At 63.5% G+C, this 16,122-nt stretch carries 15 protein-coding genes; 7 read left to right on the forward strand and 8 right to left on the reverse strand.

All coding sequences use genetic code 11. The features are described 5' to 3' along the window. Positions 1–184: 184 nt before the first annotated feature. The 3 genes from FHW96_RS16880 to FHW96_RS16890 form a co-directional block, all read right to left on the reverse strand. Entirely contained in the window at positions 185–772 is a 588-nt protein-coding gene (locus FHW96_RS16880) for a Smr/MutS family protein (protein ID WP_172341745.1), read from the reverse strand. Continuing rightward, positions 769–1,971: a murein transglycosylase A gene (locus FHW96_RS16885; protein WP_371815738.1), complete on the reverse strand. Its 1,203-nt coding sequence runs from the start codon at positions 1,969–1,971 to the stop codon at positions 769–771. The genes FHW96_RS16880 and FHW96_RS16885 overlap by 4 nt, the downstream gene beginning before the upstream one ends. A 138-nt stretch (positions 1,972–2,109) precedes the next feature. Then, complete coding sequence (locus FHW96_RS16890; RefSeq protein ID WP_172341747.1) at positions 2,110–2,769, reverse strand: Tim44/TimA family putative adaptor protein; 660 nt, start codon at positions 2,767–2,769, stop codon at positions 2,110–2,112. 283 nt (positions 2,770–3,052) lie between these two features. Between FHW96_RS16890 and secB the strand changes: the two genes are divergently transcribed. The 4 genes from secB (at position 3,053) to FHW96_RS16910 (ending at position 7,112) form a co-directional block, all read left to right on the forward strand. Next, a complete protein-coding gene (gene secB / locus FHW96_RS16895) occupies positions 3,053–3,571 on the forward strand; it encodes a protein-export chaperone SecB (RefSeq protein ID WP_172341748.1) in 519 nt (172 codons plus the stop codon). A gap of 67 nt (positions 3,572–3,638) precedes the next feature. Further along, positions 3,639–5,216 carry a murein biosynthesis integral membrane protein MurJ gene (gene murJ / locus FHW96_RS16900; RefSeq protein WP_172341749.1) on the forward strand — a complete coding sequence of 526 codons (1,578 nt, stop codon included), beginning with the start codon at positions 3,639–3,641 and terminating at the stop codon, positions 5,214–5,216. Between the two features lie 5 nt (positions 5,217–5,221). After that, complete coding sequence (trpS, locus tag FHW96_RS16905) at positions 5,222–6,238, forward strand: tryptophan--tRNA ligase (protein WP_172341750.1); 1,017 nt, start codon at positions 5,222–5,224, stop codon at positions 6,236–6,238. Between the two features lie 214 nt (positions 6,239–6,452). Next, positions 6,453–7,112: a DUF4136 domain-containing protein gene (locus tag FHW96_RS16910; RefSeq protein WP_253951027.1), complete on the forward strand. Its 660-nt coding sequence runs from the start codon at positions 6,453–6,455 to the stop codon at positions 7,110–7,112. Positions 7,113–7,172: 60 nt separating this feature from the next. Here the strand turns inward: FHW96_RS16910 and dut are convergent, their stop codons facing one another. The 5 genes from dut to FHW96_RS16935 form a co-directional block, all read right to left on the reverse strand. After that, positions 7,173–7,643, reverse strand: coding sequence for a dUTP diphosphatase (gene dut / locus FHW96_RS16915; protein ID WP_371815739.1), 471 nt, complete (start codon positions 7,641–7,643; stop codon positions 7,173–7,175). Beyond that, complete coding sequence (gene coaBC / locus FHW96_RS16920) at positions 7,630–8,817, reverse strand: bifunctional phosphopantothenoylcysteine decarboxylase/phosphopantothenate--cysteine ligase CoaBC (RefSeq protein WP_216650937.1); 1,188 nt, start codon at positions 8,815–8,817, stop codon at positions 7,630–7,632. Before coaBC ends, dut begins: the two co-directional genes overlap by 14 nt. A 187-nt stretch (positions 8,818–9,004) precedes the next feature. Continuing rightward, positions 9,005–10,159, reverse strand: coding sequence for a hypothetical protein (locus tag FHW96_RS16925; RefSeq protein WP_253951028.1), 1,155 nt, complete (start codon positions 10,157–10,159; stop codon positions 9,005–9,007). Continuing rightward, on the reverse strand, positions 10,126–11,682 hold the full coding sequence (gene ubiB, locus FHW96_RS16930) for a 2-polyprenylphenol 6-hydroxylase (RefSeq protein ID WP_172341753.1): 1,557 nt from the start codon (positions 11,680–11,682) through the stop codon (positions 10,126–10,128). The genes FHW96_RS16925 and ubiB overlap by 34 nt, the downstream gene beginning before the upstream one ends. A gap of 5 nt (positions 11,683–11,687) precedes the next feature. Beyond that, positions 11,688–12,437 (reverse strand): class I SAM-dependent methyltransferase, encoded by a 750-nt coding sequence (locus tag FHW96_RS16935; protein ID WP_172341754.1) that lies wholly within the window; start codon positions 12,435–12,437, stop codon positions 11,688–11,690. 174 nt (positions 12,438–12,611) lie between these two features. Here FHW96_RS16935 and mutM point away from each other — a divergent pair, with 174 nt between their 5' ends. The 3 genes from mutM (at position 12,612) to dnaA (ending at position 15,845) form a co-directional block, all read left to right on the forward strand. Next, positions 12,612–13,427, forward strand: a complete 816-nt coding sequence (gene mutM / locus FHW96_RS16940; protein ID WP_172341755.1) for a bifunctional DNA-formamidopyrimidine glycosylase/DNA-(apurinic or apyrimidinic site) lyase — start codon at positions 12,612–12,614, stop codon at positions 13,425–13,427. A gap of 169 nt (positions 13,428–13,596) precedes the next feature. Then, positions 13,597–13,857, forward strand: coding sequence for a 30S ribosomal protein S20 (gene rpsT / locus FHW96_RS16945; protein WP_172341756.1), 261 nt, complete (start codon positions 13,597–13,599; stop codon positions 13,855–13,857). 443 nt (positions 13,858–14,300) lie between these two features. Further along, positions 14,301–15,845, forward strand: coding sequence for a chromosomal replication initiator protein DnaA (gene dnaA / locus FHW96_RS16950; RefSeq protein ID WP_172341853.1), 1,545 nt, complete (start codon positions 14,301–14,303; stop codon positions 15,843–15,845). The last annotated feature ends 277 nt before the right edge of the window (positions 15,846–16,122 follow it).

Genomic DNA, 16,122 nt, shown 5'->3' on the forward strand with positions numbered 1-16,122 from the left:
CAATCCCGGTACTGTCTGCGTTGTGTACAGGGTTCAGCCTTATGTGCCGGACGCGATGTCTGAAATTAAAAGCCTGCGGCGCCATTCAGCGTACCCTCGCCGCGCCGCAGGCTTTATAAAATGAACGCCACCCCATATCGGGATTGTTAAGAGCCCCCGCCCTTAACCCGCCGGAGGCAAACCCTTACTTCCCCCGCTTCAAAATAATATATACCGCCCCCGCGCCCCCATGCCGGGGATGGGCGGCCCGCACGGCGGCAATGCGCGAAGCATGCGAGCCATGGACCAGCCAGTCGAGGAACTTGGCCCGGATCACCCCGCGATGCGATCCGCGATCCGCCGGGCCGGGCGCAGGGCGCGCGCGCCCCGTAATCAGCAGCACCACTCGCGCGCCCTGCGCCAGCGCCAACGCGAGGCCGTGGTCGAGGCGCTGATAGGCCCCTTCCAGATTGGCCCCGTGCAGGTCAAGCGTGAAATCGGGGGCCACCTGTCCCTTGCCCAGCCTTTTGTCCCATCCGCCGTCCAGCCCGTGCCGGTCCAGCGGACGCGTGGGCGCAGGCGGCGGAGCGGGGGGCGGCAAAGGCGCCGGAACCCGGCCCTTGATCCGCTTGGGCGGCAGAGGCGGCGGCTCGGCCACAGGGGGCGGCGGCACAGTGGGTTCAACCCTGCGGCGCGGCTCCAGCGGCTCGATCGTATCAGCCACGCGGCGCCACAGATCCTCTTCTTCCGGCGTTAGCCTGCGCCCGCCACGCAGGGCGAATGGCGCCCTCATCGCACGCCAAGCCGCGCCAGCGTCCCCTTTGGCAGCAGGATATAGGCCCGCCCGCGCGCCAGCATACCGCCCGCGATGCGCCTTGCCTCATCGCCCGCGCCCCAAAAGCTGTCAAAGCGGTTGGCGCCCTTGATCGCCCCGCCGGTATCCTGCGCCACCCACAGGCCGTTGACCTTGTTCGCATTGGCCAGCGCCGGATCTGCCGCGATCAGCACCGGCGCGCCCAGCGGAACAAACAGCGGATCGGCCGCCACGCTGACATGAGGCCGCACCGGCACGCCCATCGCGCCAATCGGCCCATCGCCGGTCAATTCGCGGAAAAACACCCAACTCTTATTCTGACGCATCAGCGACATGCCATCCTGCGGATGTTCGCGGATATATTGCATAATGCCCTGCATAGATCCGGCATATTGCCCCGGCGCATTGCCCAGCAGGCCCTGCTGGCGCATTACCGTGCCGATGCCGGTGTAATTTTGGCCATTATCGGCGGCATAACCGATGCGAATCACTTGCCCATCCGGTCCGCGCAACCGCCCGGAACCCTGAATTTGCAGGAAAAAGAATTCGACCGGATCCGCCGCCCAGGCAATTTCCAGGCCTTTGCCTACCAGCTTGCCGTCGTCGATCTCGCCCCGCTCGAAATAGGGCTGAAACACCCCATTTTCGTCATAACGGCCAAAGGGTGTCTGACCATTGGGCTTGATCGGCGCATCGCCGGGGCGCGCATGGACCAGATCGCGCGGTACGCCATAGACCGGCACATCATAGCCGGGCTGGCGGGTGCGGCTGCCCGCAATTTCAGGCTCGTAATAGCCGGTAACATAGGTGGCCCCGTCGCTGACCTGCGCCAGTTCGAAGCGCGAGCGGAAGAACCGCCCCGCATCGGCCGAGGTCCAGCCCGAGGCCGCCGCGCACACATCCTGCCAATCGGCGCGCTGGGTCAACCCGCTGGTATCCGTGCGTGCCAGTAATTTAGGGCAACTCTCGCGGAAGGAGGCAAGCGCGCTCTGCGCCGCACCATCGCTCAGCGGGAAAGCAGCCAGATCCGGCCCGCGATGGACGCCGACATCCATCGCGGTCACCACCGGCTTTGGCTGAGGAACGGGGGTGGTGGGAACCGGACGCGAAGGGCGCGTAACGGGAGGACGGGGACTGGGAATGATGCGGGCACAAGCCTCAAGCAACAACAAGCCCATCAGCGCCGCGCCGATTCGCGACTGCCTCAAATTCATAATCGTCCCCACCAGAATCGCCTGTCGGCGCATGTCATGCCCCGCCCCATGGCGCAGGCAAACGGGGCGAACGCCTTGGCGCCGCCCCGCTTCGACAAGGTCTTAGCCTTCGTCGGTCTCTTCGAGAAGCCAATCGGGATCGACCGAGTGGATATCGCGGCGGAATGTCCAGACATCGCGCACTTCGACCGCATCGTTAAGCGAACCAGCAATCACCTTGCCGTCGCGGTCGCGTGTTACGGCGGCAATATCGGCAACAAAGCGGACCGCCACGCGGGCGAAGGGAGCCGAATAGCTGGCACCCACGATCTGAATTTCCTCAACACGCACAAGGCTGTTGTTGAAAGTCTCGCCGGCGGCCTCGCGCTCATCAATCGCGGCAATGAAGCTGCGCGCGACATCGGCATCGCACAGATGGCCCAGTTGTCCACGATCGCCGCGCCAGTAAGCTTCAAGCACCATGCGATAGGCCGAACGCGCACCTTCGACAAAGGTCACGGGGTCAAAACGGCGATCAACCGCGATAATTTCGCGCAATCCGCGCTCTACGCCCGGCAGGACAGCGCCCAGTTCGCGCGGACGAACCGCACCGGCCACGGCCCGTTCGGGCAACGGCAAAGCGGGGGCAGCAGCGGCGGGCTGGGCGTCCAGACGGCTCTGTACCGGCTCCTCGCCATGTTCGGCGCGGCGCCCCAGCACCGAATAGAGACGCATGCCCAGAAAGGCTGCGATCATGGCCAGAATGACGATCGAGACGGTCACTTGCGTTTGCTTTCATCCCTGTGAGCGAGTCTTGCAACATGCAGACTTCACCCTTCATAGTGCCTTACATAGTGACGATTGACAAATGAACAACGCATGGATGGGGATATAATCCCGAAAAAATCCCCCGGTGCGACACAATCGTCGCAACTGTCTGGCGAGGCAACTGTTTGTCGGTCCGCCCAGATCCTTGTGCGGTGCTGGCCGTGATGCTAGGCGCTTTGCCCAAACCATGACCACCACATGCGCCCGCAGGCCGGGCCACACAGGGAAAGTATCAAACATGGCCGATGATGGCACCGTCACTTCCTCGCTGCGTCTGGATGGCGAGGACACCCTGCCCAGCGCTGGCGTGATTTCGCAATATGTGAAGGACTTGTCGGTCGAAAATCCCAATGCGCCCGAAAGCTTTTCCTGGCAGGATTCGCCCCAGCTGGACATTCAGTTCAACATTCAGGCCCGCGCCATCGAAGGCGACGTGCATGAGGTCGAGCTGAAGATCCAGATCAACGCGCGCAGCGAAGCGGGCGTGGCCTATATCGTCGATCTGACCTATGCGGGCCTGATCGGCATGCGCAATCTGGAAGAAGCCCAGATGCACGCCTTCATGTTCGCCGAAGCGCCGCGCATCCTCTTCCCGTTTGCCCGCCGCGTGATCGCCGACGCCACGCGCGATGCAGGCTTTACCCCGGTCATGCTGGAACCCATTGATTTTAATGGCCTCTACATCCAGCAGCTCGCCGCACAGGCCGAAGCCCAGCAGGGCCCCTCGGCCAGCGACGAGCCCGCCGGCCACGCATAATGTTCCGCCCGGCCTCCATGCGGGGCCGGGCATTTCCCCATAAAGTCAACACAAGACCGCCACACCCATGAACCTTCTTAAAGCCACGGGGACGATCGGCGGCCTCACCTTGATGAGTCGCGTGCTGGGATTGGTGCGCGATTCGCTGTTTGCGCGCATGGTGGGCGCAGGCTTTGCTTCGGACGCCTTTCTGGTGGCCTTTCGCCTGCCCAACATGTTCCGCGCCCTGTTTGCCGAGGGCGCCTTTGCCAGCGCCTTTGTGCCCATGTTCAATCAGAAAGTGGCCGATGCGCAGGGGCGCGGATTGCCCGACGGCATCGCCTTTGCCGAGGCCGCGCTCTCGGTGCTGCTGCCCGTGCTGATCGCGATGACGATCCTGCTCGAGGTCTTTGCATGGCCCGTGACATGGGCGCTGTCGGGCAGGTTCCACGGGGTTTCGCCCGATCAGTTCGCCTTTGCGGTCAAACTGTCGCGACTGACGATCCCCTATCTGATGCTGATCTCGCTGGTGTCCCTGCTGGGCGGCATATTGAATTCGCTGCATAAATTTTGGGTCAATGCCGCCGCGCCCATCCTGCTCAACCTGACGCTGATCGGTGCGCTGCTGTTTTTCCATTCGCCCGACCCGTTTGAAACCGCACGCAATCAGGCGCTGGCGGTGACCGTTTCGGGCGCGCTGCAACTGGCGTGGCTGGCCCATGCGGCTTGGCGCAACGGCGTCTCGCTGCGCCCGCATTGGCCGCGCTTCACGCCGGAGGTCAAACGGCTGATGGCGCTGATCTGGCCCGCCGCGGCGGGCGCGGGCGCGGTGCAGATCAACCTTGTCATCTCGACCGCGCTGGCCGCCAGCCTGCTCGACCATGGCAGCGTGACCTATATCTATATGGCCGACCGGCTGAACCAACTGCCGCTGGGCCTGATCGGCATTGCGCTGGGCACGGTGCTGCTGCCCACGATCAGCCGTTTGCTGGGCGCGGGCGATGAAGCGGGCGCGATGGAAACGCAGAACCGGGGCCTCGAAATCGCCCTGCTGCTCACCCTGCCCGCCACGGTCGGACTGGTGTTCTGCGGCGAACCGATTGCCGCCGCGCTGTTCGGCTATGGCCGCTATACTGCGCTCGATACCGCCCATACCGCGCAGGCGCTGGCCGCCTTCTCGATCGGCCTGCCCAGCTATATCCTCGTCAAGGTTCTGACTCCCGGCTATTACGCCCGCCACGACACCAAGACCCCGGTGCGTTTCGCCACGATCAGCATGGGGGTCAACCTCGTGCTCAACCTGATCCTGATCCTGCCGCTGCGCCATATGGGGCCGCCGCTGGCCACGGCGATTGCCTCCACCGTCAATGTCTGGCTGCTCTATGCCACGTTGGTCAAGCGTGGGCATTTTGCGATGGATTCGCGGCTTCGCCACCGGGCGTGGCGCCTCGGCGTGGCGGCGCTGACCATGGGCGCGGTGCTGTGGATCAGCCAGCCCTGGCTGATGCCCTATACGCATGGCTCTTGGGTTTTGCGTCTGGCCTCAATGGGGGCGCTGGTGGGCGGGGGCGTTTTTGTCTATGGCCTCGCCAGCTTTGCCCTTGGCGCCTTTGGCGCTGACGATCTTAAACTTTTGCGGCGTCGCCGCGTTTCAGCAGAGAAGTGAAACACATGCGTATCGTTTCCGGCATTCAGCCCACCGGCAATCTTCACCTTGGCAATTACCTTGGTGCGATCCGCAACTGGGTGGCGATGCAGGACGAGTGGACGGCCAAGGGCGGGGAATGTTTCTATTTTCTCGCCGACCTTCACGCGATTTCGATGCCGCATGATCCCAAGGCGCTGGGTGAGAACACGCGCGAGATGACGGCCGCGCTGGTGGCCTGCGGGGTGGACCCGGACAAATCCACCCTGTTCAACCAGACGCAGGTGCCCGCCCATGCCGAGCTGCAATGGCTGCTCAACGGCACGGCCCGCGTGGGCTGGTTGAACCGCATGACCCAGTGGAAGGACAAAGCGGGCAAGAACCGCGATGGTCAGTCGGTCGCGCTTTTCACCTATCCCGTGCTCCAGGCTGCCGACGTGCTGATCTATCAGGCCACCCATGTTCCCGTGGGCGAGGATCAGAAGCAGCATCTCGAACTGGCGCGCGACATTGCGCAGAAGTTCAACAATGACTTCTGCGCCGAAGATAAGCCGCTGTTCGTCCTGCCCGAACCGATCATCCCGCCCGCCGCCGCGCGCATCATGTCCTTGCGCGATGGCAGCAGCAAGATGAGCAAGTCCGACCCCAGCGACATGAGCCGCATCAACCTGACCGATGATGCGGACGCCATCATGAGCAAGATCAAGAAGGCAAAGAGCGACGCCGACGCCTTGCCCAGCGAGGCCGAAGGGCTGGAAGGCCGCCCCGAGGCGCGCAATCTGGTGGGCATCTATTCGGCCATGTCGGGACAATCGGTCGCGCAAATTCTGGCCGACTTCGGCGGCAAGGGCTTTGGCGCGTTCAAGCCCGCGCTGGGCGAATTGCTGGTGGAGAAGCTCAGCCCCATCAACGAGCGTTTCAACACGCTGCGTCAGGACCGTGAAGCGTTGAACGCCATCCTGCGCAAGGGTGCCGAAAAGGCTCGCGCCGCCTCGGCTCCCACGCTGGCCGCGACCTATGACGCGCTGGGTCTGGTGCGTTGACAAATCTGGGCGCAAAGGGGGTTAAACCCTTTTGCGCCCGTCTCTTTTCCCATACCATTCAACCAGCATTCAGCCTTGCCAGCCTAGCCTGTCGCCACCATACCACTGCTGCGCCCTAACCGGGGAGGGATAGTCGGCCAGAGCGGCATGCAGAGGAGAAAAACGAATGAGTGGCGCTAATTCTCAATGGATCTCGCGCGGCATAAAGGGGGCCATGGCCGGCCTCCTGATGCTGGGCCTTTCCGCCTGTGCCGATACGCTCGACACGCGGGTCACCCGCTTTCAATCGCAATTGCCCGCACCCCAAGGTCAGACCTTTGCGGTCGTGGCCGATGATCCGGCCTTGGCAGGCGGCATCGAATTTGGCCAATATGCCAAAATCGTCGCCGGCGAACTCACCAAGAAGGGCTATACCGAGGCTGTCAATCCTGACGCGGCGAACCTGATCGTGCGCTTTTCCTATGGCGTGGACAAGGGTCGCGTCCATGTCCGCTCGACCGGCATGCGCGATCCGTTCTGGGGTCCGTGGTACGGGCCGGGCTTCCGTCGCGGTGGTTTCTATGGCGGTGGCTTCTATGGCCGTCCCTATATGATGGGCGGCTGGGGCTATGGCTGGTATGACCCCTGGTTCGATCAGGGTGTCGAAAGCTATACCGTTTACACCAGCGGCATCAGCGTCAAGATCGACGACAAGAGCGCCAACAAGCGCGTATTTGAAGGCAAGGCCGAAGCCGCCTCGGCCTCGAACAAGCTGACCTGGCTGGTGCCCAATCTGGTCGAAGCCTTCTTCACCGGCTTCCCCGGCAATTCGGGCGAAACGCTGCGCATCACGGTGGCCCCTGAAAAGACCACGGTGAAGGGTCCGGCGAAGTAACAACCGGGACTTTTTACGCAAAACCCGCCGCCTTCATCAGCGGCGGGTTTTTTCGTGGCCTTAATTGCCCAGCGCGACCACGCCGCCGGTGCTGCCAAAACCGCCCTCGCCGCGCGCGGTTTCATCCAGTTCGTCGACCTCGATCCAGCCGCCCTGCACCACCGGAGCCAGCACCAGTTGGGCGATGCGATCACCGCGCGCGATGGCGAAATCCTGCGCGCCGTGGTTGATGAGGATCACCTTCAATTCGCCGCGATAGTCCGAATCGATCGTGCCGGGCGTGTTGGGCACGGTGATGCCATGCTTGAGCGCCAGGCCGCTGCGCGGGCGGACCTGAATTTCAAAGCCATGCGGGATCGCCATGGCAAGGCCCGTGGCAACCGCATGGCGCGCGCCCGGCGCGATCACCACATCCTCGGCCGAAACGACATCCATGCCCGCCGCCCCGCTGGTGGCATAGGCAGGCAAGGGCAGGCCCTCGCCGTGGGGCAGGCGCTTGAGGCGGACGGGGATATGTTCAGACAAAGACACGGGTAATCCTTTCAACCAAAGCGGCAGCCACCGCTTCTTTCGGCAGATCGGGCAGGCTGTCCACCCCATCGGCGCTGACAATATGAACGCTGTTGCGAAGGCCGCCCATCACGTCGCCGGACACGTCATTACCCACGATCCAGTCCGCGCCCTTGCGGGCCAGTTTGGCGCTGGCATGGGCGATGACATCCTGCGTCTCGGCGGCAAAGCCGACGACAAGGCGCGGGCGGCGGGGCGAGGCACAAAGGCCCGCAAGAATATCGGGGTTCTCGACCAAGGCGAGCGGAGGAACCGCCCCGCTGCCATCCTTCTTGATCTTGTGCGCCCCCGCATCACCCACGCGCCAATCGGCCACGGCGGCCACCATCACCGCAATATCGGCGGGCAAGGCGGCCTCCACCGCCGCGGCCATATCGCGCGCGGTTTCGACATTGACGCGGACCACACCATAGGGCGTGGGCAGATCGACCGGGCCTGCGATCAACGTTACCGATGCCCCGGCCTGCGCGGCGGCCTGCGCAATGGCAAAGCCCTGACGCCCGCTGGAACGGTTGGCGATATAGCGCACCGGGTCGATGGGCTCATGTGTGGGGCCGGCGGTAATCAGCACATGGCGCCCCGCCAGCGGCTTTTCACGAACCAGCGCCGCGCCGATCGCCCCCATCACCGCCTCCGGCTCGGGCAGACGCCCCGGGCCATATTCGCCGCAGGCCATCACGCCCTCGTCCGGGTCCAGCACATTCACGCCCCGCGCGCGCAAAGTGGTGACATTGCCGAGGGTCGCCTCATGTTGCCACATGCGCACATTCATCGCAGGCACCGCCAGCACCGGCTTGTCCGTGGCCAGCAGCAGCGTGGTGGCCAGATCATCGGCAATGCCGCAGGCCATCTTGGCCATCAGATCGGCCGTGGCCGGACAGACCACCACCAGATCGGCCTGACGGCTCAGTTGAATATGGCCCATCTCGACCTCGTTCTTCAGGTCAAACAGACTGGTATGCACCGGGTTTTCCGAAAGCGCCGCCAGCGTCATCGGCGTAACAAACTGCGCCCCGCCTTTCGTGAGAACGCAGGTGACCTCGCCCCCCGCCTTGCGGATCAGGCGGATCAGTTCGCAGGACTTATAGGCCGCGATGCCGCCGCCGATGATGAGAAGGATGCGTTTGCCAAGCATGGGGATGGTCATAGAAGAGGAAGGGGAAGAATGCGAGGGCCTAGACCCTCGCGCTTCCGTTACTGTCTGCGTGGCGTTAGGCTTCCGCGTCGCAGGCTATAAAACCCATCCCAAAAACTGGCCAACCAACCGCCACCCATTAACGGGATTGCAAAGGGCCCCCGCCCTTTGCCCGCCGGAGGCAAACTTACTTCTTAAAAGCCGCGCCGACCAATGCCCCCACCCCCATCGGCACGAACGCCAGCCCCAGCGCCATGACCGGCGTAATCACCGCGCCCCAGTAGAAATTGTCATTCCGCCCTGCGATGGAGAACAGCAGCGCATAGCCGGAAAACAGCAACAGCCCGGTCAGCCCCGCGCTCGACCGCCAGGAGGCCCAGCCGAAGATCATCAGGATGGTCAGCGGCCCCGCAATTTGGTGGGGCATAAAGCGCAGATTGGAGGAAAGCACCGTGTTCGACAGAAAACCCCCCAGCCCGCGCAGCGCCAGCCAGCTTGGCCCGACCCGGTCGGTGGGCAGAGTTTGCAGCGCGATCAGGTGGAGATGCCAGGCATAGCCGACCGCGAACAGCGCCACCAAGGCGCCCCATGCCGCCGCCTCGCGCCACGCCCCGCGCCAGCCCGCCATCGCCCCCATCAACAGGACATAGGGCAGCACATGCTCCCGGATGGAAAGCGCCAGAGCAGCGGCCAGCACCGCCCCCAGCCACTTACTCCGCTCTGGCCGATGCAGCCCCAGCGAGAGCGCCACCAGCATCCCGGCCCAAAGTTCATGCAGCACGAAATAGTATCGATTCAGCCCCAGCGAGGCTCCGAAAAGCACCAGAGCCGTGCCGATCCGCCGCAGCGAAGGATCCACGCCCAGATCGCCCAGCCGCCCCCACCATGCCGCAATCACACCGATCATCAGCGCCACCGCCGCCGCCATGGCGATGGGCGCGGGCCGATCGCCATCTACCCCCATTGCCGCGTCCAAATAGGCCAGCGTGGGCAGGCGCACCGCAACGCCGGGCCGCACCGGATAATCGGCGCGGCGATGCTCGCTCACGATGAAGTCGTAATAATTCTCGCCATGCAGGATGCGCGCTATGGCGCGGTCATAGAGCTTGAGATCCTCGTCGCGCGGACGCTCGGCGGCCTTGTTATTCGCGATGACAAGGCTGGGGGCCTTGGCCTCCTCTCCCCGCCCGACCGTCAGCGGCACCCATGCCGAGGCCGCCAGCAACAGCGCCAGCAGCGCCAGCGCAAAACGCGCGCGCCACCGGCCCCATGCGGCAAAGCGATCATAGGGCGCAGCGCCCTGCCCGCTCACCCCATCCAGCCGATATGCCACGCCGCCCATACACTCAAGCCCCCCAACAGGAAGGCTGTGATATATCCGGTCCAGCGGTTAGCATTCGGTTTACCCTGACGATCCCAGATGAGGGGAATATCGGGCAAGGGCGGCTGTTCGGGGGCGGCGCCTTTTAACGGGAACTTCTCCTCGATCCGCTCGATCAGGTCGGGCATGCGGATCAGACGGCGCAGGCCACGATGGATGCCGCGCGCGATGGCCGCCTCGGGGCCAAGCTCGTCGCGCATCCATTCGGAGACGAAAGGCCCCGACACATCCCACATATTGATGTCGGGATAGAGTTGGGTCGCCAGCCCCTCGACCATCACCATCGTCTTTTGCAGCAGCAGCAGATGCGGCTGGGTCGACATGTCGAAATCGCGGGTGATGGCAAACAGCCCGTCGAGCATTTGCCCAACCGAGAGATCCTTGACCGGACGCCCGCGCATCGGTTCGCCAACAGCGCGCAGCGCGGTGGTGAATTCATCCACCGAGTGATAGGAAGGCACATATTGCGCCTCGAAATGGATCTCGGCCACGCGGCGGTAATTGCCCGTGGTCAGCCCGTGCAGGATCTCGCCCAGCCAGATGCGCGCCTGACGATTGATGCGGCCCATGATGCCGAAATCAATGGCGACAATCGTGCCGTCCGGCTCGATGAACAGGTTTCCCTGATGCATGTCGGCATGGAAATAGCCCAGATGCACCGCCTGCGTCAGGAAGGCGATCACCAGACGCTTGGCCAGAGTTTCCAGATTGATCCCGGCAGCCTTGAGCGCGGCGGTATCGCTGATCTTGATCCCGTCGATCCATTCCAGCGTCATCACGCGGCCGCATGTGCGGTCCCAGTCGATGGCGGGGATGCGATAGCCGTGAGTGCCCTTCATCATGTCGGCCAGTTCGGAGGCCGAGGCGGCTTCGCGACGCAGGTCAAGTTCGCGCATCGACCAGCGCTTGAAATTGGCGATGATGAGGCGCGGGCGCAGGCGCGTGGCCTCACCGCCCAGGGCCTCCAGATGGGCCGCGGCCCATTCATAGGTCTCGATGTCCTGCGCGAATTTCTCGCGGATGCCGGGGCGCAGCACCTTGACCGCCACGCGGCGGCCATCAAGCGTAACCGCCCGGTGGACCTGCGCGATGGATGCCGCGCCGACCGGCTGCTCCTCAAATTCAGCGTAGAGTTCGCTTAGGGGACGGCCAAAGGCGCTCTCCACCTCGGCCTTGATCGCCGCAAACGGCACAGGCGGCAGGCTGTCCTGCAATTCGAGCAGATTGTTGGCCGCTTCCTCACCCACCAGATCAGGGCGGGTGGCCAAGGTCTGACCCAGCTTGATCGCAGCCGGGCCAATCGCGCGGAAGGCCCCGGCGTAATCGGGGACGTCGGGAATGCGCGCGCCAAACCGCGCAATGCGGCACAGGCGGGCCACCGGGGCGGGCGTATGGGGATCCTGTTCGATCCCGCGCAGCGCGCCATGCGACGCCAGAATGCGGCCCCAGCTCAGCAGGCGCCAGATATGCTTGCGGGGTGACAAGGTATTTAGACCTTCCAGCCCGAATGGATCGCCACCAGACCGCCAAGGATCGGTTCGACGCGGGTGTTCACGAAACCGGCTTCGCGGATCATGCCTTCAAATTCGGGCATGGGCGGGAAACGGCGGATCGATTCGATCAGATAGCGATAGGAATCGGCATCGCCCGCGATCATCTGGCCCAGTTGCGGCACCAGCTTGTGAGAATAGGCGTCATAGGCTTCCTTGAAACCGGGCCACTCGGTCGTCGAAAATTCGAGGCAGTAGAAGCGCCCGCCGAATTTGAGCACGCGATGCGCCTCGCGCAGGGCCTTGTCGATGCGCGTGACGTTGCGGATGCCAAAGGCGATGGTGTAGGCGTCGAACACGCGGCTCTGAAAGTTCAGCTCCTCGGCGTTCTGGCGGCTCCAGACCAGACCATCGAGGCCGCGCTCCATCGCCCGTTCGATGCCCACGTCCAGCATGTCCTGATTGATGTCCGACACGGTGATCGAGGCGCCGCGTTCGTGCATGCGAAAGGCAATGTCGCCCGTGCCGCCAGCCATGTCCAGGATCATCTCGCCCGGCTGGGGTTTGACCCGGCGCACGAACTTGTCCTTCCACAGGCGGTGCAGCCCGACCGACATGGCATCGTTCATGATGTCATATTTCTTGGCCACGGCGGAAAAGACCGCGCCGACCTTGGCAGTCTTTTCTTCGGGGCTGACCTCCTCATAGCCAAAGGAGACGGTGTCGGGCTGTTGATCGCTCTGAGTCATGGGCGCCGCTTTAGGACGGTTTCGCGCTTGCGAAAAGGTGCTTATGCAAGCGCCGCAGGCAGAAATTCATCGCCCCAAGCAGCCTCACCGCCAGCCCGACGTAATAAAGACAGCAGTGGGAGCGCGAGGGTCGAGACCCTCGCATTTTCCCCCTAAACCTTCTATCTCCCCCCCATGCCAGAACTACCCGAAGTCGAAACCACCCTGCGCGGCCTTGCCACCTATCTGGACGGGCAACGGATCGCGCGTGTCGAAACCCGCCGTGAGGGACTGCGCCGCCCGTTTCCCGCCGATCTGGTGCAGGTGATGACCGGGGCCACGGTGACGGCCCTGTCGCGCCGGGCCAAATATGGGCTGATCCATACCGACCGGGGCGCGGTGATGGTGTTTCATCTGGGCATGTCGGGGCGGTGGCGGATCGACCCGGACGCGCTGGAGAAACACGATCATCTGGTGCTGACCACCGAGGCGGGCAGCAGATTGGCGCTGAACGATGCGCGACGGTTCGGCTCGGTCGATCTGGTGGCGGACGAGGCGCTGGGCGCCTGGGCGCCGTTTGCCGCGATGGGGCCTGAACCTTTGGGGCCGGAATTGACCCCGGCCCTGCTGGCCGCACGGATGAAGGGGCGCCTCAGCCCGGTCAAGCAATTGCTGCTCGATCAGGCGGTGGTGGCGGGGCTTGGCAATATCTATGTCTGCGAGGCGCTGCACCGGGCCGGAATCAGCCCGCTGCGGCTGGGGCGCGATGTGAAAAAGCGCGAGCTGGCGCTGCTGGTGCCGGCCATCGTCGATGTCCTGTCCGAGAGCATCGCGGCGGGCGGCAGCACGATCCGCGACTATGCCCAGCCCAATGGCGAACTGGGCTATTTCGCGGCCAACTGGCGCGTCTATGGCCGCGAGGGCAAACCATGCCACGCCTGCGCCGCACCCATTGCCCGCGTGACGCAGGGCGGACGGTCGAGTTTCTGGTGTCCGGCCTGTCAGAAATAAGACAAATTCTTCGCGCCGGACCGGCCGGGGCGGAACAATAAAGACTCCTATTCCCTTGACGATTCGGCTCACGCTGGTTAAGGGCGCCGCTTCTGGCGGAACCGATGGTTCTGCTATACCGATTTTCGCTAGCAATTTCCGGCCGCATCGGCCCGATACGAGGACACACATGGCCAATACGCCGCAAGCCCGCAAGCGCATCCGCCGTAACGAGCGTCGCGCCGAAATCAATGGCGCCCGCATCAGCCGCATCCGCACCTTCGTCAAGAAGGTCGAAGCCGCGATCGCCGGCGGTGACAAGACCGCTGCTGCGGCCGCCCTGCACGAAGCCCAGCCTGAACTGGCTCGCGGCGTTGCTCGTGGCGTGCTGCACAAGAACACTGCATCGCGCAAGTTCTCGCGCCTGACCAAGGCGGTCGCCGCTCTCTGATTCGCGACTCGTGCGGCCGTGCGAAACGGTTGCACGGCATAGCGATAAGCAAGAGCGCGTAAGCAAAGCCGATGGGGATTCCCGTCGGCTTTTGCTTTGCCGCCCGTTGGCTTTAGTTTTGCCCTTTGCCGGGCAAAAGTGACAGCTTCAAGAAATCCTGCAATTCCAACGATTCGCAAATTGTCATGATATTTTAGCTTTAAAATTCAATGACTTTTTCGAACTTGGCGGATTTGCTGGGGTTATGCTGTCAAGCCAATTATTTCAAAATTTTTGCAGATAACGCCCTTGCGCAGCGCCCGCGATCATCCCTAAAACGAAGGGGTTCGAGGCGTTTCGCGTCTGCTGAACTTCACGGAAATATGGCACTCTGTCACACTCGCGAAACTTTCCGGTTTCGCAGGGCAGGAGTCGTTTTCTGTGTGCAAGGTGAGGCCGTCGGCATGTGTGTCGGCGGGTTGGGGCTTAATGGCGGATCAGGAGCATTTGGGGTGACGGGAACCGTTTGGGGCGGCAAGCGCGCCGAGGCTAGCCCTGCAAAGGGCAAGTCCGGGCATGCCGCCGAAGATCAGGATGCACTCGACCTGGCCGCCGATTGGGCTGACATCTGTCAGGGCCTGAAGAAGGACCTTGGGCCGCAGTTGTTCAATCAGTGGATTCGTCCGATTCAACTGGGCGCGTTCAACAAGGACTCGGGCACGCTGGAATTGTTCCTGCCCACCGAATTTTCGGCCAACTGGGTGGCGGATCGCTTTGCCGACCGGCTGACGCTGGCGTGGAAGATCGCGCGCGATGTCCGCCATGTGCGCATCAGCGCCCAGCCCGGCCGCCGCGCGATGCCCGACCTGCGTCTGGCCCGCGACAACACACCAACGCGCCCTGCCCCGGTGCTGGGCGATTCGGGCCGCGTGCATGGCCATGCCACCGAAGGCGCGAGCGCTGCCACCGATACGCTGGCGCTGGCCTCGATCGGACTCGACCCCTCGCTGACCTTCCCCACCTTTGTCACCGGCACCAGCAATGTGCTGGCCTTCAACGCGGCTCAGCGTATGGCCGCGCTTGAGGCGCCGCAATTCTCGCCGCTCTATCTCAAGGCCGCCACGGGTCAGGGCAAGACCCACCTGATGCATGCCATCGGCCATGCGTTTCTGGCCAACCATCCGCGCGCGCGCATCTTCTATTGCAGCGCCGAACGCTTCATGGTCGAGTTCGTTCAGGCCCTGCGCCAGAACCAGATGATCGAGTTCAAGTCGCGCCTGCGCGGTTTCGACCTGCTGCTGGTGGACGATATCCAGTTCATCATCGGCAAGGCTTCGGCGCAGGAAGAACTGCTCTATACGATCGACGCGCTGCTGGCCGAAGGCAAGCGGCTGGTGTTCGCCGCCGACCGCAGCCCGCAGGCGCTGGACGGCGTTGAACAGCGCCTGCTCTCGCGCCTGTCGATGGGCCTTGTGGCCGACATCATCCCGGCCGACATTGAATTGCGCCGCTCGGTGCTCGAACACCGCCTCGCGCGCTTCACCTCGGTCGATGTGCCGGGCGATGTGATCGAATTCCTCGCCCGCACGATCAACCGCAACGTGCGCGAACTGGTCGGCGGCCTCAACAAGCTGATCGCCTATGCGCAGCTCACGGGTCAGGCCGTCTGCCTGCAACTGGCAGAGGAACAGTTGACCGACATCCTTTCGGCCAACCGCAAGCGCATCACCATCGACGAGATCCAGCGTACGGTCTGCCAGTTCTATCGCGTGGATCGTCAGGAAATGTCGTCCAAGCGTCGTGCCCGCGCCGTGGTGCGCCCGCGTCAGGTGGCCATGTACCTCTCCAAAGTGCTGACACCGAGGTCCTACCCGGAAATCGGGCGCAAGTTTGGCGGGCGCGATCACTCGACGGTGATCCATGCCGTGCGCCTGATCGAGGATCTGCGCACGCGCGATGCCGACATCGACGGCGATGTGCGCTCGCTGCTGCGTCAGCTGGAAAGCTGATCTCACAACCCCGGCACAAACTGTTGACGGGCGGTGCATAAGGGCTGGATAAGCCTGTGCATCGCCTGTTGGCACGCCTGTGGATAAGCGGTGGATAGAGGTTAATGCCTCTGGCGGGAAAATGGACTTATCCCCTTGCAATACCATCATTATTTGCGTTGCGCGACAGGCTACCCCTTTGACATCAAACCGGGCCCGGGAATTTAAACGCCTACGGTGCCAAACAGCGCAAGGCTCAGCCGCCGCAGGATGTAAAACCAAGCCCAAAGCACCAGGC

The organism is Novosphingobium sp. SG751A (assembly GCF_013149295.1).
GTDB lineage: Bacteria > Pseudomonadota > Alphaproteobacteria > Sphingomonadales > Sphingomonadaceae > Novosphingobium.